This is a genomic window from Embleya sp. NPDC127516, assembly GCF_044765325.1.
GTDB lineage: Bacteria > Actinomycetota > Actinomycetes > Streptomycetales > Streptomycetaceae > Embleya.
This window is the reverse complement of sequence record NZ_JBIWJT010000005.1, coordinates 84,904-109,044: the sequence shown is the minus strand read 5'-3', so window position 1 is coordinate 109,044 and position 24,141 is coordinate 84,904. Positions and strand designations below refer to the sequence as shown.

The 24,141-nt window shown below is 71.4% G+C and carries 20 protein-coding genes and 2 pseudogenes; 15 read left to right on the top strand and 7 right to left on the bottom strand.

The genetic code is table 11. The features are described 5' to 3' along the window. Positions 1-15: 15 nt before the first annotated feature. Entirely contained in the window at positions 16-2,106 is a 2,091-nt protein-coding gene (gene tkt, locus ACIRL2_RS11160; protein ID WP_395862602.1) for a transketolase, read from the bottom strand. A gap of 425 nt (positions 2,107-2,531) precedes the next feature. Between tkt and ACIRL2_RS11155 the strand changes: the two genes are divergently transcribed. Further along, positions 2,532-3,476 (top strand): heme o synthase, encoded by a 945-nt coding sequence (locus ACIRL2_RS11155; RefSeq protein WP_402231655.1) that lies wholly within the window; start codon positions 2,532-2,534, stop codon positions 3,474-3,476. A gap of 92 nt (positions 3,477-3,568) precedes the next feature. Then, the gene (locus ACIRL2_RS11150; RefSeq protein WP_395862606.1) at positions 3,569-3,928 is read left to right on the top strand and encodes a hypothetical protein; all 360 of its coding nucleotides are present in this window, start codon (positions 3,569-3,571) and stop codon (positions 3,926-3,928) included. Between the two features lie 51 nt (positions 3,929-3,979). Here ACIRL2_RS11150 and ACIRL2_RS11145 read toward each other — a convergent pair. Continuing rightward, positions 3,980-4,263: pseudogene (locus ACIRL2_RS11145) on the bottom strand (helix-turn-helix domain-containing protein); the annotation flags it as partial. A 104-nt stretch (positions 4,264-4,367) separates the two neighbouring features. Here ACIRL2_RS11145 and ACIRL2_RS11140 point away from each other — a divergent pair. Beyond that, positions 4,368-5,306: a MerR family transcriptional regulator gene (locus tag ACIRL2_RS11140; protein ID WP_395862607.1), complete on the top strand. Its 939-nt coding sequence runs from the start codon at positions 4,368-4,370 to the stop codon at positions 5,304-5,306. A gap of 233 nt (positions 5,307-5,539) precedes the next feature. Here the strand turns inward: ACIRL2_RS11140 and ACIRL2_RS11135 are convergent, their stop codons facing one another. After that, positions 5,540-5,992, bottom strand: a complete 453-nt coding sequence (locus ACIRL2_RS11135) for a hypothetical protein (RefSeq protein ID WP_395862609.1) — start codon at positions 5,990-5,992, stop codon at positions 5,540-5,542. Positions 5,993-6,614: 622 nt separating this feature from the next. Between ACIRL2_RS11135 and egtA the strand changes: the two genes are divergently transcribed. From egtA to egtD, 4 genes and pseudogenes are all read left to right on the top strand, one after another. After that, positions 6,615-7,865 (top strand): ergothioneine biosynthesis glutamate--cysteine ligase EgtA, encoded by a 1,251-nt coding sequence (gene egtA, locus ACIRL2_RS11130; RefSeq protein ID WP_395862611.1) that lies wholly within the window; start codon positions 6,615-6,617, stop codon positions 7,863-7,865. Then, positions 7,862-9,337: an ergothioneine biosynthesis protein EgtB gene (gene egtB / locus ACIRL2_RS11125; protein WP_402231652.1), complete on the top strand. Its 1,476-nt coding sequence runs from the start codon at positions 7,862-7,864 to the stop codon at positions 9,335-9,337. Before egtA ends, egtB begins: the two co-directional genes overlap by 4 nt. Continuing rightward, positions 9,337-10,065 (top strand): annotated as a pseudogene (gene egtC / locus ACIRL2_RS11120) (ergothioneine biosynthesis protein EgtC); the annotation flags it as partial. The gene egtB and the pseudogene egtC, both read left to right, overlap by 1 nt. 120 nt (positions 10,066-10,185) lie before the next feature. Further along, positions 10,186-11,163, top strand: a complete 978-nt coding sequence (gene egtD, locus ACIRL2_RS11115) for an L-histidine N(alpha)-methyltransferase (RefSeq protein ID WP_395862800.1) — start codon at positions 10,186-10,188, stop codon at positions 11,161-11,163. Between the two features lie 76 nt (positions 11,164-11,239). On the opposite strand, the gene ACIRL2_RS11110 is transcribed toward egtD, so the two are convergent. The 3 genes from ACIRL2_RS11110 to ACIRL2_RS11100 all read right to left on the bottom strand — a co-directional run bounded on the left by ACIRL2_RS11110 (position 11,240) and on the right by ACIRL2_RS11100 (position 14,016). Next, positions 11,240-12,193 (bottom strand): heme A synthase, encoded by a 954-nt coding sequence (locus ACIRL2_RS11110; RefSeq protein ID WP_402231650.1) that lies wholly within the window; start codon positions 12,191-12,193, stop codon positions 11,240-11,242. Positions 12,194-12,286: 93 nt separating this feature from the next. Continuing rightward, positions 12,287-13,012: an ABC transporter permease gene (locus ACIRL2_RS11105; RefSeq protein WP_395862802.1), complete on the bottom strand. Its 726-nt coding sequence runs from the start codon at positions 13,010-13,012 to the stop codon at positions 12,287-12,289. 74 nt (positions 13,013-13,086) lie between these two features. Further along, on the bottom strand, positions 13,087-14,016 hold the full coding sequence (locus ACIRL2_RS11100) for an ABC transporter ATP-binding protein (protein WP_395862617.1): 930 nt from the start codon (positions 14,014-14,016) through the stop codon (positions 13,087-13,089). 201 nt (positions 14,017-14,217) lie between these two features. Here ACIRL2_RS11100 and ACIRL2_RS11095 point away from each other — a divergent pair, with 201 nt between their 5' ends. From ACIRL2_RS11095 to ACIRL2_RS11060, 8 genes are read left to right on the top strand one after another with little or no spacing between them, the layout of a single operon-like run. Beyond that, the gene (locus ACIRL2_RS11095; RefSeq protein WP_395862619.1) at positions 14,218-15,069 is read left to right on the top strand and encodes a helix-turn-helix transcriptional regulator; all 852 of its coding nucleotides are present in this window, start codon (positions 14,218-14,220) and stop codon (positions 15,067-15,069) included. Next, positions 15,066-16,478, top strand: coding sequence for a Fe-S cluster assembly protein SufB (gene sufB / locus ACIRL2_RS11090; protein WP_355541505.1), 1,413 nt, complete (start codon positions 15,066-15,068; stop codon positions 16,476-16,478). Before ACIRL2_RS11095 ends, sufB begins: the two co-directional genes overlap by 4 nt. A gap of 3 nt (positions 16,479-16,481) precedes the next feature. Beyond that, a complete protein-coding gene (gene sufD / locus ACIRL2_RS11085; RefSeq protein WP_395862621.1) occupies positions 16,482-17,714 on the top strand; it encodes a Fe-S cluster assembly protein SufD in 1,233 nt (410 codons plus the stop codon). Beyond that, entirely contained in the window at positions 17,711-18,028 is a 318-nt protein-coding gene (locus tag ACIRL2_RS11080; RefSeq protein ID WP_395862622.1) for a non-heme iron oxygenase ferredoxin subunit, read from the top strand. The genes sufD and ACIRL2_RS11080 overlap by 4 nt, the downstream gene beginning before the upstream one ends. Before the next feature lie 7 nt (positions 18,029-18,035). Beyond that, positions 18,036-18,800 carry a Fe-S cluster assembly ATPase SufC gene (gene sufC / locus ACIRL2_RS11075; protein WP_395862625.1) on the top strand — a complete coding sequence of 255 codons (765 nt, stop codon included), beginning with the start codon at positions 18,036-18,038 and terminating at the stop codon, positions 18,798-18,800. Further along, on the top strand, positions 18,797-20,056 hold the full coding sequence (locus ACIRL2_RS11070; RefSeq protein ID WP_395862626.1) for a cysteine desulfurase: 1,260 nt from the start codon (positions 18,797-18,799) through the stop codon (positions 20,054-20,056). Before sufC ends, ACIRL2_RS11070 begins: the two co-directional genes overlap by 4 nt. Before the next feature lie 36 nt (positions 20,057-20,092). Beyond that, positions 20,093-20,554, top strand: coding sequence for a Fe-S cluster assembly sulfur transfer protein SufU (gene sufU, locus ACIRL2_RS11065; protein WP_395862628.1), 462 nt, complete (start codon positions 20,093-20,095; stop codon positions 20,552-20,554). Further along, positions 20,551-20,883 (top strand): metal-sulfur cluster assembly factor, encoded by a 333-nt coding sequence (locus ACIRL2_RS11060; RefSeq protein WP_355541487.1) that lies wholly within the window; start codon positions 20,551-20,553, stop codon positions 20,881-20,883. Before sufU ends, ACIRL2_RS11060 begins: the two co-directional genes overlap by 4 nt. Before the next feature lie 286 nt (positions 20,884-21,169). Here ACIRL2_RS11060 and ACIRL2_RS11055 read toward each other — a convergent pair whose 3' ends face one another. Next, entirely contained in the window at positions 21,170-24,055 is a 2,886-nt protein-coding gene (locus tag ACIRL2_RS11055) for a hypothetical protein (RefSeq protein ID WP_402231646.1), read from the bottom strand. Positions 24,056-24,141: the final 86 nt, after the last annotated feature.

Below are 24,141 nucleotides of genomic sequence, written 5' to 3'. Positions count from 1 at the left end.
AGGGTTACGTGACCTTCAGCTACCGGCTTGCGCCAGGGATTCCCGGGCGGCCGAAACGACCGCCTCGTGGGTCAGCCCGAACTCGGCGAACAGCTTCTTGTAGTCCGCCGACGCGCCGAAGTGCTCCAGCGAGACGATCCGGCCGGCGTCGCCGACCAGCTCGCGCCAGCCCTGCGCGATGCCCGCCTCGACCGACACGCGCGCCTTGACCGACGGCGGCAGCACCTGCTCGCGGTAGGCCTGGTCCTGCTCGTTGAACCACTCCAGGCACGGCAGCGAGACGACCCGGGTCGGCACGCCCTCGGCCTCCAGCACCTCGCGCGCCGCGACCGCGATCTGCACCTCGGAGCCGGTGCCGATCAGGATCACCTGCGGGGTGCCGCTGGACGCCTCGGCCAGCACGTAGCCACCGCGCGCGGTGCCCTCGGCCGAACCGAACTCGCCCCGGTCCCAGGTCGGTACGTCCTGGCGGGTGAGCAGGATGCCGGCCGGGCGGTCGGTGGTCTCCAGGATCTTGCGCCAGGCCACCGCGACCTCGTTCGCGTCCCCCGGGCGGACCACGTCCAGGCCGGGGATCGCGCGCAGCGCGGCGATGTGCTCGATCGGCTGGTGGGTGGGACCGTCCTCGCCGAGGCCGATCGAGTCGTGCGTCCACACGTACGTCGTGGGCAGCTTCATCAGCGCGGCGAGCCGTACGGCCGGGCGCATGTAGTCGCTGAACACCAGGAACGTGCCGCCGTAGATGCGCGTCCCGCCGTGCAGGGCGATGCCGTTCATGGTCGAGCCCATGGCGTGCTCGCGGATGCCCCAGTGCACGGTGCGCCCGTACGGGCTCGCGCCCTTGAGCGGGTTGCCCTCGGGCAGGAACGAACTGCCCTCGTCGATGGTGGTGTTGTTGGACTCGGCCAGGTCGGCCGAGCCGCCCCACAGCTCGGGGATGACCGCGCCGAGCGCGGCGAGCACCTTGCCGGAGGCCTTGCGGGTGGCGACCGGCTTGCCGGCCTCGAACTCCGGCAGCACCTTCTCCCAGCCGTCGGGCAGCCGACGGGCGGAGATCCGGGCGTGCTCGGCGGCGCGCTCGGGGTTGGTCTCGGCCCACTTGGCGTACGCGCTCTTCCAGGCGTCGTGCGCGGCACGGCCCCGGTCGACCACCTTGTGGGCGTGCGCCAGTACGTCCGCGGCGACCTCGAAGTTCTGCTCCGGGTCGAAGCCCAGGATCCGCTTGGTGGCCGCGACCTCCTCGGCGCCCAGCGCCGAGCCGTGCGCCTTGCCGGTGTTCTGCGCGTTCGGCGCGGGCCACGCGATGATCGTGCGCATGCCGATCATGGTCGGCCGGCCGGTCTCCGCCTTGCCCGCCTCCAGCGCCGCGTTCAGCGCCGCGATGTCGATGTCGCCGTCGGCCTGCGGCTCGACGCGGATGGTGTGCCAGCCGTAGGCCGCGTAGCGGGCGAGGACGTCCTCGCTGAACGCGGTCTCGGTGTCACCCTCGATCGAGATGTGGTTGTCGTCGTAGAGCACGACGAGGTTGCCCAGCTTCTGGTGGCCGGCGAGCGAGCTGGCCTCGGCGGAGACGCCCTCCTCCAGGTCGCCGTCGGAGGCGATCACCCAGATGGTGTGGTCGAACGGCGACGTGCCGGGGGCGGCGTCGGGGTCGAACAGGCCACGCTCGTAGCGGGCCGCCATCGCCATGCCGACCGCGTTGGCCACACCCTGGCCGAGCGGCCCGGTGGTGGTCTCGACGCCGGCGGTGTGGCCGTGCTCGGGGTGGCCGGGGGTGCGGCTGCCCCAGGTGCGGAACGACTTGAGGTCGTCCAGGGTCAGGCCGTAGCCGGACAGGTAGAGCTGCGTGTACAGGGTCAGGCTGGTGTGACCCGGGGACAGCACGAAGCGGTCGCGGCCGGTCCAGTCCGGGTCGGTCGGGTCGTGGCGCAGGAACTTCTGCCAGATGAGGTAGGCCGCGGGGGCCAGGCTCATGGCCGTTCCGGGGTGGCCGTTACCGACCTTCTGAACGGCGTCCATCGCCAGCACGCGAGCGGTGTCGACGGCTCGCTTGTCGAGGTCGCTCCAGTCGAGAGAGCTGTTGTCGGGGGTCGGCTTGGTGCTCACCCTGGTCAGGGCTCCTTCCGGGGTCTTCCGGTGTAGGCCGAAAAAAAGCGGCCGGCTCGGGGTCTACGCCCCGGCGCCTCAGGCACGTGGCCGAGCCTACCGGGGGCGACCTGCCCGCTCGCTCGGAGGACGGCCACCCGGGTGGTGACGTTCACCTGGTGGACAGGACGGGAGGTGCGGGCGGGACGAGGCGGGACACGCGGTGGGCGCGGGACTCGACGCGCGGCTGCCTTCGGCTCGGCTACCCCGGCATGCGGCGGGCATGCCCCGGAGGGTTTGTGCCCCTGGTGAGGGACTACAGTTTCCTGCTAGTGGGTCCGGGCCTCGACATCCCGACGCCGCTCGATACCGCTTACATATTGACGAGCAAACCGGCTTCCGGGCGGCACCCGGGCCCGGCCGAAAACGCTGCTGATGGGGTGTTCGTGACAGCCGTCGAATCCCGACCGGCCGGGCTGGTGGGAAATGCGCCCGCCGGCGCCCGCCCGCCGATGGCCCGGGTTCTCGCATTCGTGGCCCTCACCAAGCCGCGCATCATCGAACTGCTGCTGATCAGCACGATTCCGGTGATGTTCCTCGCGGCCGACGGGCTGCCGGACCTGGGTCTGGTGCTTCTGGTCGTCTTCGGCGGCTACCTCTCGGCGGGCAGTGCCAACGCCTTCAACATGTACATCGACCGGGACATCGACCGGTTGATGCACCGCACCGAGCGGCGACCGCTGGTCACCGGGATGGTGTCCCCGGGCGAGTCGATCGTGTTCGCGAGCGCGCTCGGGGTGATTTCCACCGCGTGGTTCTGGTTCCTGGTCAATCCGCTGTCGGCGGCGCTTTCGGTCTTCGCGATCTTCTATTACGTGGTCGTGTACACGATGCTGCTGAAGCGGCGCACGCCGCAGAACATCGTGTGGGGCGGCATCGCCGGCTGTATGCAGGTGTTGATCGGCTGGACCGCGGTGACGAATTCGCTGGATTGGGCGCCGGTGGTGCTCTTCGCGGTGGTCTTCTTCTGGACGCCGCCGCACTATTGGCCGCTGTCCATGAAGTTCACCGACGACTACACCAACGCCGGCGTACCGATGTTGCCGGTGGTGGCGGGCAACAAGGTCGTGGCGAACCAGATCGTGGCCTACAGCTGGGTCATGGTCGGTGTCTCGATGCTGCTGTGGCCGGCCGCCGACACCGGCCCGCTCTACCCGATCGCGGCGGCGCTGCTCGGCATCGCGTGGTTGTGGGAGGCGCACGGTCTCCAGCGTCGGGCCAAGGCCGAGGTCACCGGTGGCAAGCTGAAGGAGATGCGGCTGTTCCACTGGTCGATCACCTACCTGACGCTGCTGTTCGTCGCGGTGGCGGTGGACCCGCTGGTGTTCTGAGTCGACCCCCTCGTCGGTCGGCTCCGGGGACGTGATCCGGACCACGTGGGTTCACTCGGATCCGGCGACGCGCCCTCGGTAATGTGGGCGCCATGACGGACACCGATACCACGACGGCCACGCCGGACCCGGGTACCCCGGACACGCGGGTCGAGCGACAGGTGCGCAGGATCGCCAAGCACATCGAGCGCTTCACCGCCGCGCACGGCGGCGGAGGCGACGCGATCGTCGAGTACGTCGGGCGCGACGCGACCCGGATCGTGCTCGTGGGGACCGACGGGGCATGGGGCGACCAGGTCGTCCGCAACCCGGACATCGCGCGCGCGGCCATCGTCAAGGCGGGCGTTACGCTGCACGAGGAGTTCCCGAACGACCTCGCGGCGAAGGTACGCACGACCAAGTACGAGTGGAACCGCATGGCGGGCATGCAACTGGGCGGCTCGCAGGGCTGACCCGGTCGGACCGTGGCGTGGCATCGGCCCGCGCGCGCCGGCCGGCGCGGGTCAGGCCACTTCGTCGTGTCCGCCCGGACGGGCTTCGTCGGGATCGCGGCTGTCGTGCGCGGTGAACACGAAAGCCGAGGCATCACCGTCCAGGTCGATGGTCAGCGACGCATCCAGGGCCTTCGCGAGGCGCGTGAGCAGCGGCAGGGTCGGCACGGAGTCGCCGCCCTCGATGTCGGAGATCCGCGGCGCGGCTGGGTCCTTCCCGCGCGCCCCGCCGGTTCGCTCTGCGACAAACCGAGTTCGACACGGCGGTCGTGGACGGCCCGGCCGAGCGCGAACGCGTACCCGACTACCCGTCGGCGCTTCACCCGGTCGGGGCGTGAAGTGTGTCCGCCGCGACGCGGGGACTTGCGCCTCCGGTAGGGGGAGCCGTGAGGGTGGGGGCATGAACGGCGACGCGCTCCACACGATCGGGGACCTGGCTCGGCGGACCGGGCTGACGGTCAAGGCCATTCGGTTCTACTCCGACTCGGGGATCGTGCCGCCCACCGATCGCAGCCCCGCCGGCCACCGCCGCTACGACACGGACGCCGTCGCCCGCCTGGACCTCGTCCGCACACTGCGCGACCTGGGACTGGACCTGCCCACGATCCGCCGGGTCGTGGACCGGGAGCAGTCCCTCCCGGAGGTCGCGGCGGCACATGCCGAGGCGCTGGCGGCGCAGATCCACACGCTGCGTCTGCGTCGCGCGGTGCTCACGGTGGCGGCTCGACGCGGGGCCGGCCCCGAGGAGATGGATCTCTTGCACACCCTGGCCAAGCTCTCCGAGGACGAACGTCGACACCTGATCGCCGACTTCCTCACGTCGATCTTCGGCGACCCGGACGCCGATCCCGCGTTCGCCGGGATCATCCGCTCGATGACGCCCGAGCTCCCCGACCACCCCGAGCCGGAACAGGTCGAGGCGTGGGTCGAACTGGCCGAACTCACCCGCGACCCGGACTTCCGCACCGCCCTCCGAAACCTGGCCGAGCAACACGGCACCGAACGCACCCGGTCCGGAGCCACGGTCCCGCGCCGCGACACCATCGCCGTCGCCCGCACCCACGCGGCAGCGGCCCTGGCAGCCGGCATCGCCCCGACCGCACCCGAAGCCGCCCCGATCGTCGCCGCGCTGACAGCGGACTGCGCCCGAACCACCGGCCTCCCCGACGACGCCCACCTGCGCCGCCGCCTACTCACCCGCCTGCACTCCGCGAACGACCCCCGCCGCCACCGCTACTTCCACCTCCTCGCACTCGTCAACGGCTGGCCCGCCCCGATCGACCCCACCCCCGAACTCGCCTGGCCCATCCACGCCTTGCGCGCGGGGACACCGACGTAACCAAGAGCCGGGACTTCCGGCCACGGCGGTGAACAACCCGAAGGCGGCCGAGCATCGGCCCACCGCGGCGGCGGGCGACGGTCACGACGGATACCGATCCGCTGCTCCGCTCCGGTCGGCACGCCGTGCGCCGACTCGCCCCGCACTCGAATCAGGCCGGATCCTCGCTTCGAGTGCCGATCTCGCGGCCGTCGGGCGGCGGGACGACGGCCTCGCCCACGCGGTGCTGTGCGTCACGGCCGGAGCAGACCGGCGCGGCGGCGGAGGTCGGCTTCCGGAGGGAGGGTGGTCGGGTCGATACGCGTGGGGGCGGGGACGTAGTGCTCGTAGAGGGGTTCGGCGCCCCGGGGCATGGGTCGGCGGTCGAGGAGGGTGAGGAGGGCGGAGCGGGCGCAGGCATATGTCCTGACCGCTTGCAGCGCCTCCTCGCGACACCTTCCGGTTCGCAGTGCCTCGTGTGCGTGCTCCGCCGTCGCGCGGGCCCGGGCGTGGGTCGGCGCGATGTCGTGGTGCCAGGAGGCGAGGTCGAAGAGGAGTTTGTCTCGCCGGGCCGACTCGAATTGCCGACCGGGGTCCGCTGTCGTGCCCTCGGGCGGCGGGGCGAAGAAGGCGAAGCCGCGTTCTCGGTGCAGCGGGAAGTCATGGGCGTGCGTGCCGGTGTAGCCGTCCAGGTCGATGGGCGACATCGGTGTCGGCGTAGGCTGCGCGGCGGTCATCGCACCATGACAGGGCACCCGTACGGCGTTGTCCAGCCCGGCCGCAGCGGCGCGCGGGCCCAAATATTCGCCGGCCGAGACGGGCCCGGACTCGCAGACCGACCGGATGGCCGACGACTCGCCCGCCCGCGTGGAGCGGTACGCAACACGCGCCTACCGCCCAACCGATCGGGCCGCCGTGCTCGCGCTCGTCGAGGCCGATCGCATACTCGGCCAACCCCCGGCCACCGAGTCGACGTCGGCCGAGGCGTTGGCCGGTCGGTCGAGCGTGGACGGCGCGCGGCGGAGCGAACCGGCCGACCTGCGCACCGAGGTCGTGGACGACGGCGGTCGACCGGTCGGAGTGGCGTCCTTTGCGACCCGGCCGCGGGACGGCGGCGGCGCATTCGGGCCCCGATGGGCAACCGGATCGTCCGGCCGTGGGGTCCCCCCCCCGGCGTCACCGGGGCGTGGTTCCGGGTTCATCGGGGTACGGGTGTTCCGGTCCCATCCGCCGGGTACAGCAGAGCGGGAAAGTGACGTGAGGGACCAAAATGGGGCCACACGTGGGACCGGCCACGGGCCCACACGATGGACCGAAGGAGTGAGGGCGATGGCTGCCGCTCTGAGGGAGGACGACGCACAGGCCCACGTACACGGGGTGTGCTTCAAGACCGGCCCACCCGCACGGGTGGGGATCGAGCTGGAATGGATCGTGCACGACGGCGCCGACGCCCGCCGGGAGGTGGCGCCGGAGCGGCTGGACGAGGCCCTGGCCCCGCTGAAGGCTGATGGGCTGCCGTTCGGCAGTAGGTTGACCCGCGAGCCGGGTGGGCAGGTCGAGCTGAGCTCACCACCCGCCGCCACGCTCGCCGGATGCGCCGAGGACCTCCGGGCCGACAAGGTCGCCCTGGAACAGGCGCTGGCCGCGAGCGGACTGGTGCTCGCCGGCCACGGCCTGGAGCCGTACCAAAACCCACCACGGATCGTCGACCATCCCCGCTATCGGGCGATGGAGGCGTACTTCGACCGTGCCGGCTCGTGGGGCCGGATGATGATGCGCGGTACCGCGTCCGTCCAGGTCAACCTGGACGCGGGAGACGATGGCGAGGGCCGTCAGGGCTATCGGTCGCGCTGGGAACTGACCCACCGACTCGGCCCGGTACTGGTCGCCGCGTTCGCCAACTCGCCGCTGTGGCAGGGCAGGCCGACCGGTTGGCGGTCGACCCGACAACTCGTCTGGACCCGGATGGACCCCGGCCGCACCCGGCCGCCGGAGCCGCAGCCGGGAGCCGACCCGGATCCGCGCGCCGCCTGGGCGTGCTACGCGCTGGACGCCCCGCTGCTGTGCGTACGCGGCAGTGAGGAGGACTGCTGGACCGCACCCGAGGGGCTGACCTTCCGCTCCTGGCTGCGCGGCGCACCCGGCGTGCGCCCACCCACCCTGGAGGACTTGGACTACCACCTGACCACGCTCTTCCCGCCGGTCCGCCCGCGCGGTTGGCTGGAGCTGCGGATGATCGACGCCCAGTGCGGCGACGACTGGGTCGTCCCCGCCGCGATGGCCGCCACCCTTTTGGACGACCCGGTCGCGGCCGAGGCGGCCTGGGCGGCGACCGAGCCGCTGTGCCCGAACGGCGCGGCGGTGCCCGACGAGTCGATGTGGACCCGGGCCGCCCGGCTCGGTCCCGCCGACCCGGTGCTGGGCAAGGTGGTCCGCGCGTGCTTCGCCGCCACCGAGAACGCCCTGGCCGACGGCGGCGCCCCCGGCCCGCTGCGCGCGGCCGTCGCCGAATTCACCCGGCGCTACGCCGAACGGGGCCGATGTCCCGCGGACGACCTGCTGGAAAGGACCCGTCGATGAAGTCGTTGAAGCCATCGCAGCCGCCGAAGGCGCCGAAGCCGTCGAAGCGGTCCGGCCGGGCGGCGTCGACGAAGACGTCGCAGCCCACAGCATCCACACCGTCCACTGGGGCCACGGGGTCCGCGGGATCCGGCGGATCCCATCCGGAACCCCCGACCACCGATCGCCGTGCGATAGCCCGGGCCGCGCTGATTCGGGCCCGACGTCGGACCCTGGCCCTGACCGACTGCCTGACCGACGAGGAACTGACCGCCCAGCACTCCCCGCTGATGTCGCCGCTGGTCTGGGACCTGGCCCACATCGGCAACCAGGAGGAGTTGTGGCTGGTCCGCCGCGCCGGCGGGAGACCCGCGCTGCGCCCGGACCTGGATCCGCTGTACGACGCGTTCCGGCATCCGCGCGCCGACCGGCCCGCGCTGCCCCTGCTCGGGCCGGAGCAGGCCCGGGAGTACGTCGGGCGGGTGCGTGAACACACCTTCGACGTCTTGGAATCCGCCGATCTCGGCACGGGCGGCGATCCGCTCCTGGCCGACGGATTCGTGTTCGGCATGCTCGCCCAACACGAGCAGCAGCACGACGAGACCATGCTGGCGACCCATCAACTGCGGGACGGGGCAGCGGTGTTGGATGCCCCGGAGCCGCCGGGCGCGGCCGATGCGGACGCGCGCGACGGTGAAGTCCTGATCCCCGCCGGTCCGTTCGAGATGGGCACCACGGACGATCCGTGGGCACTGGACAACGAACGACCCGCGCACATGGTGGACGTACCGGCGTTCTGGCTGGACACGGCGCCGGTGACCAACGCGGCCTACCTGGAGTTCATCGCCGACGGCGGTTACGCGGACGACCGCTGGTGGAGCCCGGAGGGTCGGCGGCACCGACAGGACGCCGAGCTCACCGCCCCGTTGTTCTGGCGGCGCGACGGTGACACGTGGCTGATTCGGCGGTTCGGCCGGACCGAGCCGGTGCCGCTCGACGAGCCGGTCCTGCACGTGTGCTGGTACGAGGCCGACGCGTACGCGCGCTGGGCCGGGCGGCGGCTGCCGACCGAGGCGGAGTGGGAGAAGGCGGCCCGGCACGATCCGGCCGAGGGCCGCTCGCGGCGGTATCCGTGGGGTGACGCCGACCCCACGCCCGAGCACGCCAACCTGGGCCAACGGCACCTGCGACCGGCGCAGGCCGGCGCCTACCCGGCGGGAGCCGCCGCGTGCGGGGCGCGGCAGTTGATCGGCGACGTCTGGGAGTGGACCTCCTCCGACTTCACCCCCTATCCGGGATTCGCCGCGTTCCCCTACCGGGAGTACTCCGAGGTGTTCTTCGGCCCCGGGCACAAGGTGCTGCGCGGCGGCGCGTTCGGAGTGGACGAGGTGGTCGCCCGGGGCACGTTCCGCAACTGGGATCTGCCGATCCGCCGGCAGATCTTCGCCGGCTTCCGGACCGCCCGCGACGCTGCGCCCCGGGAGGCGCGCTGATGTGTCGTCATCTGGCCTATCTGGGACCGGAGATCACCCTCGCCGAGGTCCTGGTGGACCCGGCGCAGGGCCTGTACGAGCAGTCCTGGGCGCCGCGTCGGCAGCGGTACGGGACGGTGAACGTGGACGGCTTCGGCTTCGGCTGGTATCCGGACCAGCCGGCCTCGGCGTCCCGGGACGAAACCGAAGCCGAGGCCGGTGCCGGGGCCGACGTCGAACCCGCCCGCTACCGGCGGGCGTTGCCGATCTGGGCCGATCCCAACCTGCCCGACCTGGCGCGCACCATCCGCAGCGGCGCTTTCCTGGCCGCCGTCCGCAGCGCCACCGCGGGCACCAGTCAGGACGAGGCCGCTGCCGCGCCGTTTCGGGACGGCCGCTGGTTGTTCAGCCACAACGGCGCGATCCCGGAATGGACCCGGCTGCCGATCGGGCCCGCGCTCGATCCGGCCGACCTGCTCGCCCTGGAGTCGCGCTGCGACTCGGCGCTGCTCTGGGCCATGCTCGCGCGCCGACTCCGGCAGCGGGAGCCGGTCGGCGGCGCGCTGGCCGACCTGGTCCGGCGGATCGCCGAGGTGCGTCCGAACGCCCGGCTCAACCTGCTGCTCACCGACGGCCGGACCGTCTTCGCCACCCGGTACGGCGACACCCTGTGGTACCGCACCGCCCCCGGCCGGGTCCTGGTCGCCTCCGAGCCCGACGCGAACACGGGAGGCGGTTGGGGCGAGTGGCTCGAGGTACCCGAACGCTCCCTCCTGCTGGCTACCCGCAGCGGGGTCCGCATCGCCGCGATCCGCCCGGTACGGGCCGTCGCCGCACGTCCGTCATCCGCCCCACAGGAACGGCGTCCCATGAACAGCCGCTTCACCCTCGACCACCGGCTGCCGGCCGACTACTTCGACACCACGCTGCGTGCCGACGTGCTCCGGGGCCTCACGGCACCGACCAAGTCGCTGCCGCCCAAGTGGTTCTACGACGCGCGCGGCAGCGAACTGTTCGAACAGATCACCCACCTGCCCGAGTACTACCCCACCCGCGCCGAGCAGGAGATCCTCACCCGGCGCGCCGCCGAGATCGCCGCCGCCACCCGGGCGCACACGCTGATCGAGCTCGGCTCCGGTTCCTCCCGCAAGACCCGGCTGCTCCTGGACGCGCTCACCGCGGCCGGCACGCTGGAGCGCTATGTGCCGCTGGACGTGAGCGACTCGGCGCTGACCCAGGCCGGCGAGGCACTCTGCCGCGACTATCCCGGCCTGCGGGTCGCGGCCACCGTCACCGACTTCGAACACGACCTGGCACTGGCCGACGAACCCGGCCCTCGACTGCTCAGTTTCCTGGGCAGCACGCTGGGCAACCTCGGCCCCGCCCAGCGCACCGACTTCTACCGCATCCTGCGGCGCGCCCTGAGCGCCGACGACACCCTGTTGCTCGGCGTGGACCTGGTCAAGGACCCGGGTGTCCTGGTCGCGGCCTACGACGACAGCCAGGGCGTCACCGCCGCCTTCAACAAGAACGTGCTCCACGTGCTCAACCGCGAACTCGACGCGGACTTCGACCCGGACGCCTACGACCACGTGGCCGTGTGGAACGCCGGGGAGGAGCGCATCGAGATGCACCTGCGCTCCCGCGTCGGGCAGACCGTGAAGATCCCGGCGGTGGACCTGTCGGTGGACTTCACCGAGGGCGAGCTGCTGCGCACCGAGATCTCCACCAAGTTCCGCCGCGAGGCCCTGCTCGCCGAGCTGGCCGAGGCGGGCTTCACCGTCCGCCAGTGGTGGACCGACCCGCAGGAGCGCTTCGCACTCCTGTTGGCGGTCCCCAGCCGCTGATCGAGGCGGGACCAGGAACGCCGAGACGGGTCGGACCCGCGAGGGTTCGACCCGTTTCGGGCCCGGCATCGGGCGGTCAGTAACGGGTGGCGACCGGCTCGCGCAGCTCGGCGTCGAGGTCGTCGGCCCCCTCGGGCGGGGTGTCGCCGCGCATGCGCAGGGCGAACAGGACCCGGGTGGCGGTGACCACGGTCAGGGCGGCGCCGAACATGTGGGTGAGGACCATCCACTCGGGGAGGCCGTTGAAGTACTGGACGTAGCCGATCAGGCCCTGCGGGATCAGCACCGCGAGCAGCCACCACACGCGGTGCTGGGCGGCGAGCGGGGCGTCGGTGACGCGCAGCGCCAGCGCCAGGGCGACGGCCGCGCCCAGGAGCAGGAACGCCAGGTCCGCGTGCAGCCAGGCCGTCTGGTCGATGTCCACGTCGAAGCGCTTGGCCTTGAGGTCGCCCGCGTGCGGCCCGGAGCCGGTGACCACGGTGCCGACCACGATCAGCGCGCCGGCCACCGCGAGGGTGCCGTAGCCGAACCAGCGGATCTCCGGGCGGACCAGCAGCCGGGCCGGCGCGTCGCCCTCGCCGGCGCGCTCGTACAGCATCACCGCCGACGCGATCAGCAACATCGACAGGAGCAGGTGGCTCGCCACCGCCATCGGGTGCAGGTCGGTGAGCACGGTGATCCCGCCCAGCACGGCCTGGCCGACGACCGTGCCGATCTGGATCCAGGCCAGCGTGGTGATGTCCTTGCGGCGCACGGTCAGCCGGTAGGCGGCCACCACGCAGGCCACCGCGATCGCGCCGACCACGTAGGCCAGCATGCGGTTGCCGAACTCGATGTACGCGTGGTGACTGATCGCCTCGTGCGGCGTCCAGTTGCTGGTGTCGCTGTCGCACCGGGGCCAGGTGTCGCACCCCAGGCCCGAGTCGGTGAGTCGGACGAGACCGCCCGTGACGACGATGCCGATCTGCGCCACCAGGTTCGCGAGGAACACGCGGCGGGCGACGAGGGGGGAGACGGCCTGCAGACTCATGCGCGACATGCTACGTCGTGAATGAATTCACAAGCGCACCAGGGGTGTCGGCCGACGCCGGGCCGGCCGCGCCCCCCGGACTACTCGCGGACCTCACTCCCAGCGGAAGAAGCGCGCCGCCGCGCCCAGGCCCAAAACCGCCCAGACCGCCAGGATCGCCAAGTCGCCCAGCGGCAGTCCCGATCCGTCCCGGAGCACGTCGCGCAGTCCGTCGGACAGCGCCGAGATCGGCAACAGCGCGAGCGTGTGCTCGACCCCGGAGGGGAACTTGTCCAGCGGCACGATCACCCCGCCGCCCAGCAGCAGCAGGATGAACACCAGGTTCGCGGCGGCGAGGGTGGCCTCGGCGCGCAGCGTCCCGGCCATCAGCAGGCCGAGTCCGGAGAAGGCCGCCGTACCCAGCACGAGCAGCAGGATCACCCAGACCGGATTGCCGTGCGGCGACCAGCCCATCGCCAGCGCGATCACCACGAGCAGCGCCACCTGGAGGATCTCCACCAGGATCACGCACGCCGTCTTCGCGACCATCAGCCCCCAGCGGGGCAGCGGCGTCGAACCGAGCAGCTTGAGCACTCCGTAGCGCCGCTCGAACCCGGTCGCGATGGCCTGACCGGTGAACGCGGTCGACAGCACCGCCAGCGCCAGCACCCCCGGCGCCAGGAAGTCCACCCGTTCGCCGTCCCCGGTGTCGACGATGTCCGCCGACCCGAAGACCACCAGCAGCAGCGTCGGGATGATCACCGTCAGCAACAGTTGCTCGCCGTTGCGCAACAACATCCGCGTCTCCAACGCGGTCTGCGCCCCGATCATCCGGGACATCGGCGCGGCCCCGGGGGCGGGCGCGAACGTACCGCGGTGTCGTTCCTTTGCCACCGAATCCCGCGTCGGCGTGCTCAACTGCGCAGCTCCCGTCCGGTCAGTTCCATGAACACGTCCTCCAGGCTGCGTCGTTCCACGGTCAGCCGCTCCGGCATCACCCCGTGCTGCGCGCACCACGAGGTGACCGTGGCCAGCAGTTGCGGGTCGATCTCGCCCTCGATCCGGTACGCGCCGCGTGAGACCTCCAGCGCCTTGGCACCCACCGGCAGCGCGTTCAGCAGCGATCCCAGGTCCAGGCCGGGCGGCCCGGCGAAGCGCAGCGAGTTCTCCGCGCCGTCGTGGCACAGCGCCTCGGGCGAGCCGGAGGCGATCACCCGACCGTGGTCCACGATCGCCACCTCGTCGGCGAGCTTCTCCGCCTCGTCCATCAGGTGGGTGGTCAGCACCACGCTCACCCCGTCGGCGCGCAGCTCGCGCACCAGGTCCCAGCCGGCGTGCCGGGCGTGCGGGTCGAGTCCGGCGGTCGGCTCGTCCAGGAAGACCAGCTCGGGGCGGCCGACCACGGCGAGCGCGAGCGCGAGCCGCTGCTGTTGGCCGCCGGACAACCGCCGGTAGGTGGTCCGCCCGCACGAGCCCAGGCCGAGCCGCTCGATCAGCATCGACACGTCCAGGGGGTGGGCGTGCAGCTTCGCCACGTGTCGCAACATCTCCTCGGCGCGCGCCCCCGAGTACACGCCGCCCGCCTGCAACATCACCCCGATCCGGGGCCGCAGCGCGGCGGCGTCGCGCCGCGGGTCCAGGCCGAGCACCCGTACCTCGCCCGCGTCCGCGCGCCGGTATCCCTCGCAGATCTCGATCGTGCTGGTCTTCCCGGCGCCGTTGGGACCGAGCACCGCGGTCACCAGACCGCGTTCGACGGTGAGCGAGAGCCCGTCCACGGCGGTCTTGTCGCCGTAGCGCTTGACCAGGCCCGTGATCGCGACTGCCGGCGGCGAGGAGTCCATGACGAGTCAGTCTAGAAAGGTCTCGGCGCCCCCGGTGCGGGGGTTGTCCGGATCGGTTCATCTGACGGTGTGTCAGGAGAACTCGCAGGTCGGAACGGGTGTCGACGGGCGTGTGTTGTTAGGCACACCTAAGTGACGGACCGCACGCGATCGCCGTTTGGCCTGGGGCGCGATTAACGCAACAATGGTGTTGTGGAAAACATGCGAACGAGCGAAGAGGCACCGCGGCGGGTCACCGCAGCGGCTGCCGGCACGCCCGAGCATGACGGTCACGAGGGCACCCGGCACCGGGTCACCCGCTCGATCGTCGACCACGGCCCGTCCACCGCGGCGGACCTGGCCGAGCGATTGGAGCTGACCCCGGCGGGCGTGCGTCGCCATTTGGACGCACTGGTCGCCGAGGGGGTCGTCGAGGCCACCGAGCAGCGCGTCTACGGACGCCGGGGCCGGGGTCGTCCGGCCAAGGTGTTCGCGCTCACCGACGTCGGCCGCTCCGGGTTCCACCAGGAGTACGACGAGCTGGCGGCCGAGGCGCTGAACTTCGTCGCCGAGCATCTCGGCGACGAGGCCGTGACGAAATTCGCCCGCGAGCGGCTTGCCGCCCGCGAGGAGAGGTATCGTCCCTCGGTCGAGTCCGCGCCCCCCGGGGAGCGGGCCCGAGCGCTGGCCGAGGCGCTGTCCGCCGACGGGTATGCCGCGAGTGCGCGGCCCGCACCCGGCGGAGAGCAGCTTTGCCAGCACCACTGTCCGGTGGCTCACGTCGCCGAGCGGTTCCCGCAGCTCTGCGAGGCCGAGGCCGAGGTGTTCGCGCGCCTTCTCGGTACGCACGTGCAAAGGCTGGCGACGATCGCCCACGGCGACGGCGTCTGCACCACGCACGTTCCTGCTGTGCAGGCTGAATCGGCCGGGTCCACCGGCCGCAGGGTCGGCTCGTCCGGCCCGAAGGCCGTTTCCTCCGGCCTGAACACCGAACACAATCCGCCGCGCCGGGGCCCTTCCCGTTCGCGGGAATCGACCGACGCCACCCCGGCTTCCGGGAGGACTACTTCATGACCACCGACGCTCGCCCCGAGCTTGAGGGTCTGGGCACCTACGAGTACGGCTGGGCCGACTCGGACACCGCCGGCGCCTCCGCGCGCCGGGGCATCTCCGAAGAGGTCGTCGCGGACATCTCGGCGAAGAAGTCCGAGCCCGAGTGGATGTTGAAGCAGCGCATGAAGGGCCTTCGGCTCTTCGGCAAGAAGCCGATGCCGACGTGGGGCTCCGACCTCTCCGGAATCGACTTCGACAACATCAAGTACTTCGTGCGCTCGACCGAGAAGCAGGCCGCCTCGTGGGAGGACCTGCCCGAGGACATCAAGAACACCTACGACCGACTGGGCATCCCGGAGGCGGAGAAGCAGCGCCTGGTCGCCGGTGTCGCCGCGCAGTACGAGTCGGAGGTCGTCTACCACCAGATCCGCGAGGACCTGGAGGAGCAGGGCGTCATCTTCCTGGACACCGACACCGGGCTGCGCGAGCACCCGGAGCTGTTCAAGGAGTACTTCGGCTCGGTCATCCCGACCGGCGACAACAAGTTCTCCGCGCTGAACACCGCGGTCTGGTCCGGTGGCTCGTTCATCTACGTCCCGCCGGGCGTGCACGTGGAGATCCCGCTCCAGGCCTACTTCCGGATCAACACCGAGAACATGGGCCAGTTCGAGCGCACGCTGATCATCGCCGACGAGGGCTCCCACGTGCACTACGTCGAGGGCTGCACGGCGCCGATCTACAAGTCGGACTCGCTGCACTCGGCCGTGGTCGAGATCGTGGTCAAGAAGAACGCCCGGGTGCGCTACACGACCATCCAGAACTGGTCGAACAACGTGTACAACCTGGTGACCAAGCGCGCGGTGGCCCACGAGGGCGCCACGATGGAGTGGATCGACGGCAACATCGGTTCCAAGGTCACCATGAAGTACCCGGCCGTGTGGCTGCTCGGCGAGCACGCCAAGGGCGAGACGTTGTCGATCGCCTTCGCGGGCGAGGGCCAGCACCAGGACGCCGGTTCGAAGATGGTGCACTGCGCCCCGAACACCTCGTCCAACATCGTGTCCAAGTCGGTCGCGCGCGGCGGTGGCCGCACGTCCTACCGCGGACTGGTGCAGATCGAGGAGGGCGCGCACGGCTCGACGTCGTCGGTCAAGTGCGACGCGCTGCTGGTCGACACGATCAGCCGCTCGGACACCTACCCGTACGTCGACGTCCGCGAGGACGACGTGTCGATGGGTCACGAGGCGACCGTCTCCAAGATCTCCGACGACCAGCTCTTCTACCTCATGAGCCGCGGCATGACCGAGGACGAGGCCATGGCGATGATCGTGCGCGGGTTCGTCGAGCCCATCGCGCGCGAACTCCCGATGGAGTACGCCCTCGAATTGAACCGCCTGATCGAGCTTCAGATGGAAGGGGCTGTGGGCTAGTCCATGGCTGCGAACACCAACACTCCCGGTAGCACGACCGCCGGATCGATCGCCGTGCGCGAGGCCGGGGCCGCGAACGTGCTCGCCGGCCCCGGCACCGGCCGCTCGGTCGCCCAGCCCGCGGACGCCCGCCAGGTCGCCGTCGCGTCCTACGACGTGGCCGACTTCGTGGTGCCCACCGGCCGCGAGGAGGACTGGCGGTTCACCCCGCTGGCCCGACTGCGCGGTCTGCACGACGGCACCGCCGCCGCGGGCGACCGGGGCGAGGTCACCGTCTCGGTGACCGCGCCCGAGGGCGTCACCGTCGAGACGGTGGACCGCACCGACGCGCGGATCGGCCGGGCCGGCCGCCCGGTCGACCGGGTCGCGGCCCAGGCGTACAGCTCGTTCGAGAAGGCCACGCTGATCGTGGTCGGCAAGGACACGCAACTCGCCGAGCCGGTCGTCGTCGACCTGCGCGGCACCGGCGGCACCGCGTTCGGGCACGTCACCATCGAGGTCCAGCGGTTCGCCGAGGCGACCGTGGTGCTCGACCACAGCGGCTCGGCGACCTACGCGCAGAACGTCGAGTTCATCGTCGGCGACGGCGCCCGGCTCAAGGTCGTCTCGATCCAGGACTGGGACGCCGAGTCCGTGCACGTGGGCTCGCACCTGACCCGGGTGGGTCGGGACGCGTCCTTCGCCTCCGTCGTGGTCACCCTCGGCGGCGACCTGGTCCGGCTCTTCCCGCGCGTGGTCTACGACGCCCCGGGCGGCGACGCCGAGCTGTACGGCGTGTACTTCGCCGATGCCGGCCAGCACCTGGAGCACCGCCTGTTCATCGACCACGACGTGCCGCAGTGCCGCAGCCTGGTCACCTACAAGGGCGCGCTCCAAGGCGCGGACGCGCACACGGTGTGGATCGGCGACGTGCTCATCCGAGCCGCGGCCGAGGGCACCGACACCTACGAGCTCAACCGCAACCTGGTGCTCACCGACGGCGCCCGCGCCGACTCGGTGCCCAACCTGGAGATCGAGACCGGCGAGATCGCCGGCGCCGGGCACGCCAGCGCGACCGGGCGCTTCGACGACGAGCAGCTCTTCTACCTGCAGTCGCGCGGCATCCCGGCGGACGAGGCCCGCCGCCTGGTCGTGCGCGGCTTCTTCGCCGAGGTGATCGCCCGGGTCGGCATCACCGACCTCCAAGAGCGCCTGATGAAGCAGATCGAGGCACGCCTCGAAGGCGGCGCCCGATGAGCTACCTCAAGGCCTGCGCCGAGACCGACCTGCACGAGGACACGCCCCTGCGGGTCGTGCTCGACGACATCCCGGTCACCCTCGTGCGCACCGAGGGCGACGTGTACGCGATCAACGACGTGTGCTCGCACGCCAACGTGTCGCTCTCCGAGGGCGAGGTCGAGGACTGCGCGATCGAGTGCTGGCTGCACGGCTCGCGCTTCGATCTGCGCACCGGCCGCCCCTCGGGCCCCCCGGCAAACCTGCCGGTCCCCGTGTACCCCGTGAAGATCGACGGCGGCGCCGTCTTCGTCGAAGTGAACCAGGAGTCCTGAGTCCGTTATGGCAACGCTTGAGATCCGCGACCTGCACGTCAGTGTGGACGCCGAGAACGGTCCGCGCGAGATCCTGCGCGGCGTCGACCTGACCGTGAAGCAGGGCGAGACCCACGCCATCATGGGCCCGAACGGCTCCGGCAAGTCGACCCTCGCGTATTCGGTCGCGGGCCACCCGAAGTACAAGGTCACCGGCGGCACTGTGCTGCTCGACGGCGAGGACGTGCTGTCCATGACCGTCGACGAGCGGGCCCGCGCCGGCCTGTTCCTGGCCATGCAGTACCCCGTCGAGGTCGCCGGCGTCTCGGTGTCCAACTTCCTGCGCACCGCCGCCACCGCCACCCGTGGCGAGGCCCCCAAGCTGCGGCTGTGGATCAAGGAGGTCAAGGAGGCCATGGAGCGCCTCCAGATGGACCCCGCCTTCGCCGAGCGCAACGTCAACGAGGGCTTCTCCGGCGGTGAGAAGAAGCGGCACGAGATCCTTCAGCTCGAACTGCTCCGGCCGAAGATCGCGATCCTCGACGAGACCGACTCCGGCCTGGACGTCGACGCGCTGCGCGTGGTGTCCGAGGGTGTCAACCGGGTGCAGGCGACCGGCGAGATCGGCACCCTGCTGATCACCCACTACACCCGCATCCTGAAGTACATCAAGCCCGACCACGTGCACGTCTTCGCGGGCGGCCGGATCGTGGAATCCGGCGGCGCCGAACTCGCGGACAAGCTCGAGGACGAAGGCTACGAGGCCTACACCGGCAAGGGGGAGACTGCATGACAGTGCACCTGCCGGGGCTGCTCGACACGGACGCGATCCGCAAGGACTTCCCGATCCTCGAACGGCTCCTGCACGGCGACCGACCGCTTGTCTACCTGGACAACGCGGCCACGTCGCAGACCCCGCGCCAGGTGATCGACGCCATGACGCACTACTACGCGAACAGCAACGCGAACGTGCACCGCGGCGTGCACGTGCTGGCCGAAGAGGCCACCGCGCTGTACGAGGGTGCCCGGGACAAGGTCGCGGAGTTCATCAACGCGCCCAGCCGGGACGAGGTGATCTTCACCAAGAACTCCTCCGAGGCGATCAACCTCGTGGCGAACATGCTGACCTGGGCGGACGAACCGTTCAAGGTCGGCGTGGGCGCCGACGTGGTGATCACCGAGATGGAGCACCACTCGAACATCGTGCCGTGGCAGTTGCTCGCGCAGCGCACCGGCACGCAGCTCAAGTGGTTCGGGCTCACCGACGACGGCCGGCTGGACCTGTCGAACATCGAGCAGGTGATCACCGAGGAGACCAAGGTCGTCTCGGTGGTGCACACCTCGAACATCCTCGGCACGGTCAACGATCTGGAGCCGATCGTGCGCCGCGCGCACGACGTCGGCGCGCTGGTCGTGGTCGACGCGTCGCAGGCCGCGCCGCACACCGTGCTGGACGTACAGGCCCTGGGCGCCGACTTCGTCGCGTTCACCGGGCACAAGATGTGCGGTCCGACCGGCATCGGCGTGCTCTGGGGCCGGCTCGGTCTGCTGGAGGAGCTGCCGCCGTTCCTGGGCGGCGGCGAGATGATCGAGACCGTGACGATGAGCGCGTCCACGTACGCGCCCGCGCCGCACAAGTTCGAGGCCGGCACCCCGCCGATCGCGGAAGCGGTCGGGCTCGGTGCGGCGATCGACTACCTGTCGGCGATCGGCATGGACCGCGTCGCCGCGCACGAGCACGCGATCACGGGTTACGCGATCGACGCGCTGAACGGCGTCGAGGGCCTGAAGATCATCGGCCCGGCGGACAATGTCGCGCGCGGTGCGGCGATCTCCTTCACGTTCGGCGACATCCACCCGCACGACGTGGGTCAGGTGCTCGACGAGCAGGGCATCGCGGTGCGGGTGGGTCACCACTGCGCACGTCCGGTGTGCCTGCGCTACGGAGTGCCGGCGACCACGCGAGCCTCGTTCTACCTGTACTCCACGCCGGCCGAGGTCGACGCGCTGGTGGCCGGGCTGGAACATGTCCGACAGTTTTTCGGTTAGCACTGGTTCCGGCTGAGTGGGGCGGGAGGCGAAGAGATGAAGCTTGACGGGATGTACCAGGAGATCATCCTGGACCACTACCGGCACCCCCATAACAAGGGGCTGCGCGACCCGTTCGACACCCAGGTCCACCACGTCAACCCGACCTGTGGGGACGAGGTCACGCTGCGGGTGAAGCTGGACGGCGAGAAGGTTCTCGACGTCAGCTACGAGGGTCAGGGCTGTTCGATCAGCCAGGCCAGCGCGTCCGTGATGACCGATCTGGTGATCGGGCACACCATCGAGGACGCGTTGCACGCCGGGGACGAGTTCCTCGCGCTCATGCAGTCCAAGGGGCAGGGTGAGCCGGACGAGGACGTCCTGGAGGACGCCGTGGCGTTCGTCGGCGTCAGCAAGTACCCGGCGCGGGTGAAATGTGCGCTGCTGGGGTGGATGGCCTTCAAGGACGCCACCGCGCAGGCGCTGCAGACGCTGCAGACGACGGAAGGGCAGAAATGACCGAGACGCAGGCGCGTCCCGCGGCTACGCCGGAGGACGTCACCGAGGCGATGTACGACGTCGTCGACCCGGAGCTCGGGATCAACGTCGTCGACTTGGGCCTGGTGTACGGGGTGCACGTCGACGACGCGAACATCGCGACCATCGACATGACGCTCACCAGCGCGGCGTGTCCGTTGACGGACGTGATCGAGGACCAGACGCGGACCGCGACCGAGGGGATCGTCGCGGACATGCGGATCAACTGGGTCTGGATGCCGCCGTGGGGGCCGGACAAGATCACCGATGACGGGCGTGAGCAACTGCGGGCGCTCGGGTTCAACCTGTAGCCTTCCGGGCCGGCTGGGCCCTTTGGCCTCAAGCGCCGGCCGGGCTTGGTTGCCTGGCCTGCGGGCTCGGTGGCCTCAAGCGCCGGCCGGGCTGAGTGGCCTCAAGCGCCGGCCCGGCTGTTTTTGGCTTTTGGCCGGCGTTGGCGTTTGGTTTGGTTGGGGTGGCCTCAAAGCGCCTGCTGGGCTGAGTGGGCTCGGGTGCCGGTTGGGGTGGTTGGGGCTTGGGCGGTGTTGGGTGCCGGGTGGGTCGACTTCGGGTCGGTCCGCCCGGCGCTTTTTTGTTGGGTCAGGGGCGGGGTTGGCTTACGCCGAGGAGTTCGAGGACGTCGGTGTCGCCTCGTTGCTGGAGGCGGTGCAGGACTGCCTTGAGGTCGATGCCGGGGTCGAGGCCGATCCGGGCGCCGAGGAGTTCGGGGAGGTTGACCTGCTCGGGGACCGGGTCGACGCCGGTGTGGCGTAGCGCGCGGGCCCAGCGGGGGAGGCGTACGGTTGCGTCGCCGCGGACCAGGCGTGCCTCCAGGCGGCCCTGGTGGATGGACGAGATGAAGACCATGTCGCCCTCGTGCGCGGCCAGACCGGTCAGGATCGCCCGCATCGACACCAGGTAGGGCGTGTCGGACCAGCGCAGCGCGGCGGGGCCGTGTCCGTGGTGCAGTCGGACCTGGCCGCCGGGGGTGACCCCCAGGGACTGTGCGAACGCCGGCGGCAGCTTCACCGGTTCGCCTTCGAGCATCGCGGTGGACACGTCCACCCGGAACGCCCACGCGCCGGTGTCCTCGCGGAAGCAGCCCGCCGTCCAGGAGGGGTCGCCGATCGGCGCCGACTGCTGCTTCCGGGCGGGCCGTTCCAGGGTGTCCGCCGAGCGGGAGAGCACGTGGCCGTTCTCCACCTGGAAGCCGTCCAGCCGGCCGACCCAGGCGGTCTGGAGCGGCTTGCGGATGCCCATCGCGGCGAGGTCCCGCTCCAACGCCTCGAGCGGAACCGGGCCGTGGGCGCAGGCCGCGTCCAGGGTGCTCTGGGTGCGGTCGGACAGCTCGCCGAGCGGGGCGCTCGACAGCCAGCCGTCCACCGACATGTGCAGCCCGAGCAGGCCGCGCAGCACCTGCCAGACCTGGATCTCCAGACCCGGCACGGTCTCGGTGTGCTTGGGGTGCAGCGCGCGCAGCTCGGACACCGTGGTGAGCACGCCGAGCCGGTCTCGGACGAAGCTCAGGTGGACCCGGACCGGCGCGCCGTCGGAGCGGGCGATCCGCTCGTCCAGGGTGCGCCGCAGGTCCCGCTCCATGATCTTGACCTCGGCCGGCGAGGTGCCGAACTCGGCTGCCAGTGACTCGAGTTCGCGCGGCGCGTCGGTGAACAGCCGATCCCGGGCGAGCACCTTGCGCTGCGGTTCGACAGCGGCGAACCACGAGGTCAGGATCGCGACGAGGTCACCGCCGCCGGGTTCGCCGGCGCGGGGCAGCGGCCGGTCGACGAGCATCGTGACGTCCTGGGTCCCGGGCAGTGTGCCCGGCACCATCTCGACGGTGGCCTCCGGGTCGGCGGCGGCCTTCGTACCCCGGTTCGTCCGCGGCACCACCGAGTGGTCCGGCGGCGCGGGAACGGACGGCATCTCGGCGGCGGTCGCGGCCGCCTCGGCGGCGGGCGTCGCCGTGGTCGGATTCGGGGTGCTCGGGCTCGCGGCGGTCGCGGTGCGCGGCGGGTGGCTCGGGCGCGGCGGGATGCGCAGTCCCTCGGGAGTGCGCGGCACGTTCGACTCGGCGACGACGGGCAACTCGCCGGCGGTGGGCGGTGGGACCTCGCCGAACGCGTCCTGCCCGGGGTCCTCGTCCTCGTCCTTGGCCGGTTTGGGGGCCTGTTTGGGCGATCGGGTGGCGGGCGCGTCGGCCCGGCCGCGGTCCTTGATCGTGCGGATCGGGATGTCCGCGACGGTCATCGGCGGTGTCTCGCCGTACGCGTCCAGACCCGGGTGGTCGCCCTCGGTCGCGAGCTCGGCGGACACGGCGCGCGGCGGCGCGTCCTCGGAGGTGTCCTCGGTCCGGACCCGCGGCTGCCGCTTTCCGGTGGACGTCGACTCGGCCGCGGGCTCGGGTACGGGCTCGGGGCGCGGTTCGGCCTGCTTGCGTCCGGTTGGGGCGGCCGGGGCCACGTCCGCCCGGGTGGGCGGCGGGACCTCGCCGTACGCGTCCCGGCCCGCCGCGGTGCCGGCGGTCGACGCGGACTCCGCCTCGTCCGACTCGGGCGCGACCGGTGCGGGTGGCATCGCGAGCGACGCGCGCAGGCCGGACGGGACCTGGGTGAGCAGCGCGGTCAGTGCCGTCCGGACCTCGTCCGTGGCGTCCTCCAGGCCGACCACGGCGGCGGTCTCCAGGGTGACCTGGGCGAGCTGGGCCATCAGCGGAACATCCGGCGCCTGGGCGGCCAGCCAGCGCACCACCGTGCCCAGTTCGGCGGTCAACGGCTCGGGCATCTTGACCGGGTACAGCTCGTCCTCGTCCAGGTCGCCCCACTCGTCCGGGGTGTCCCAGTCACCTTCGGGCGGCGCTGCCGGGATCGCGACGGACGCGGCGGGAACCGGCTTCGGCTCGGGCTCGGGTTCCGGCTCGGGTTCCGGTTCGGGATGCGGCTCCGGCTCGGCCGGGTTCGGATCCGGCTCGGGTGTCGAGGCGACGGCCGGCGCGCTCGCGGCGGTCTCCGGTGTGCCGAACACCGCGTCCACGTCCACCGATTCGTCGTCCGCGGGCAGCAGTCCGAGCACCTCTTCGAACAGCCGGGCCACCAGCGGTCGTACCGTCGAGGTGCCGATCTGGGTCCAGTCGCCGACCTCGCGCACGGTCGTGGTCAGCAGGTCCGCCCAGTCCGGGGTACGCACCATCACGTTCGTCCGGGCGCCGTCCGGCCACTGGGACAGCCGGAAGCCGTTGCGGGCCAGCCACGCGCCCGGCAGCAGGTCGCCCAGGCGCAGGTGGCGAAGCTCGGTGTAGGCCAGATCGGCGAGCCGCCCCGGGAGCTCGTCGCGACCGAAGGTGTCCGCGGCCCGCACCACGGGCACGCTCATCCACCACGCCGCGGGCAGGTCCTCGTGTTCGAGGTAGTCGGCGACGAGTTCGGGCGCGACGAAGCGCAGGGCTGGGACGAAATCGGCCAGAGTGGCCTGGAGCCGGGGCTGCATGCAGGTCCTCCGTGACGCGGTCGGTACCCCCGACGTTAGCGGCCGGGTGGCGAGCCGGCACCGGGTGTCCCGGGCCGTTGCCATCT

Excerpts from the sequence above, each read along its gene's own strand:
- egtD (WP_395862800.1), top strand. The coding sequence starts at position 10,186 with ATGAACAGCCGCTTCACCCTCGACCACCGGCTGCCGGCCGACTACTTC.
- egtB (WP_402231652.1), top strand. The coding sequence starts at position 7,862 with ATGAAGTCGTTGAAGCCATCGCAGCCGCCGAAGGCGCCGAAGCCGTCG.
- ACIRL2_RS11105 (WP_395862802.1), bottom strand. The coding sequence starts at position 13,012 with ATGTCCCGGATGATCGGGGCGCAGACCGCGTTGGAGACGCGGATGTTG.
- ACIRL2_RS11095 (WP_395862619.1), top strand. The coding sequence starts at position 14,218 with ATGCGAACGAGCGAAGAGGCACCGCGGCGGGTCACCGCAGCGGCTGCC.
- ACIRL2_RS11140 (WP_395862607.1), top strand. The coding sequence starts at position 4,368 with ATGAACGGCGACGCGCTCCACACGATCGGGGACCTGGCTCGGCGGACC.
- ACIRL2_RS11110 (WP_402231650.1), bottom strand. The coding sequence starts at position 12,193 with ATGAGTCTGCAGGCCGTCTCCCCCCTCGTCGCCCGCCGCGTGTTCCTC.
- sufD (WP_395862621.1), top strand. The coding sequence starts at position 16,482 with ATGGCTGCGAACACCAACACTCCCGGTAGCACGACCGCCGGATCGATC.
- sufU (WP_395862628.1), top strand. The coding sequence starts at position 20,093 with ATGAAGCTTGACGGGATGTACCAGGAGATCATCCTGGACCACTACCGG.
- ACIRL2_RS11060 (WP_355541487.1), top strand. The coding sequence starts at position 20,551 with ATGACCGAGACGCAGGCGCGTCCCGCGGCTACGCCGGAGGACGTCACC.
- sufB (WP_355541505.1), top strand. The coding sequence starts at position 15,066 with ATGACCACCGACGCTCGCCCCGAGCTTGAGGGTCTGGGCACCTACGAG.
- ACIRL2_RS11070 (WP_395862626.1), top strand. The coding sequence starts at position 18,797 with ATGACAGTGCACCTGCCGGGGCTGCTCGACACGGACGCGATCCGCAAG.
- ACIRL2_RS11055 (WP_402231646.1), bottom strand. The coding sequence starts at position 24,055 with ATGCAGCCCCGGCTCCAGGCCACTCTGGCCGATTTCGTCCCAGCCCTG.
- ACIRL2_RS11150 (WP_395862606.1), top strand. The coding sequence starts at position 3,569 with ATGACGGACACCGATACCACGACGGCCACGCCGGACCCGGGTACCCCG.
- sufC (WP_395862625.1), top strand. The coding sequence starts at position 18,036 with ATGGCAACGCTTGAGATCCGCGACCTGCACGTCAGTGTGGACGCCGAG.
- ACIRL2_RS11100 (WP_395862617.1), bottom strand. The coding sequence starts at position 14,016 with ATGGACTCCTCGCCGCCGGCAGTCGCGATCACGGGCCTGGTCAAGCGC.
- ACIRL2_RS11080 (WP_395862622.1), top strand. The coding sequence starts at position 17,711 with ATGAGCTACCTCAAGGCCTGCGCCGAGACCGACCTGCACGAGGACACG.
- ACIRL2_RS11135 (WP_395862609.1), bottom strand. The coding sequence starts at position 5,992 with ATGTCGCCCATCGACCTGGACGGCTACACCGGCACGCACGCCCATGAC.
- egtA (WP_395862611.1), top strand. The coding sequence starts at position 6,615 with ATGGCTGCCGCTCTGAGGGAGGACGACGCACAGGCCCACGTACACGGG.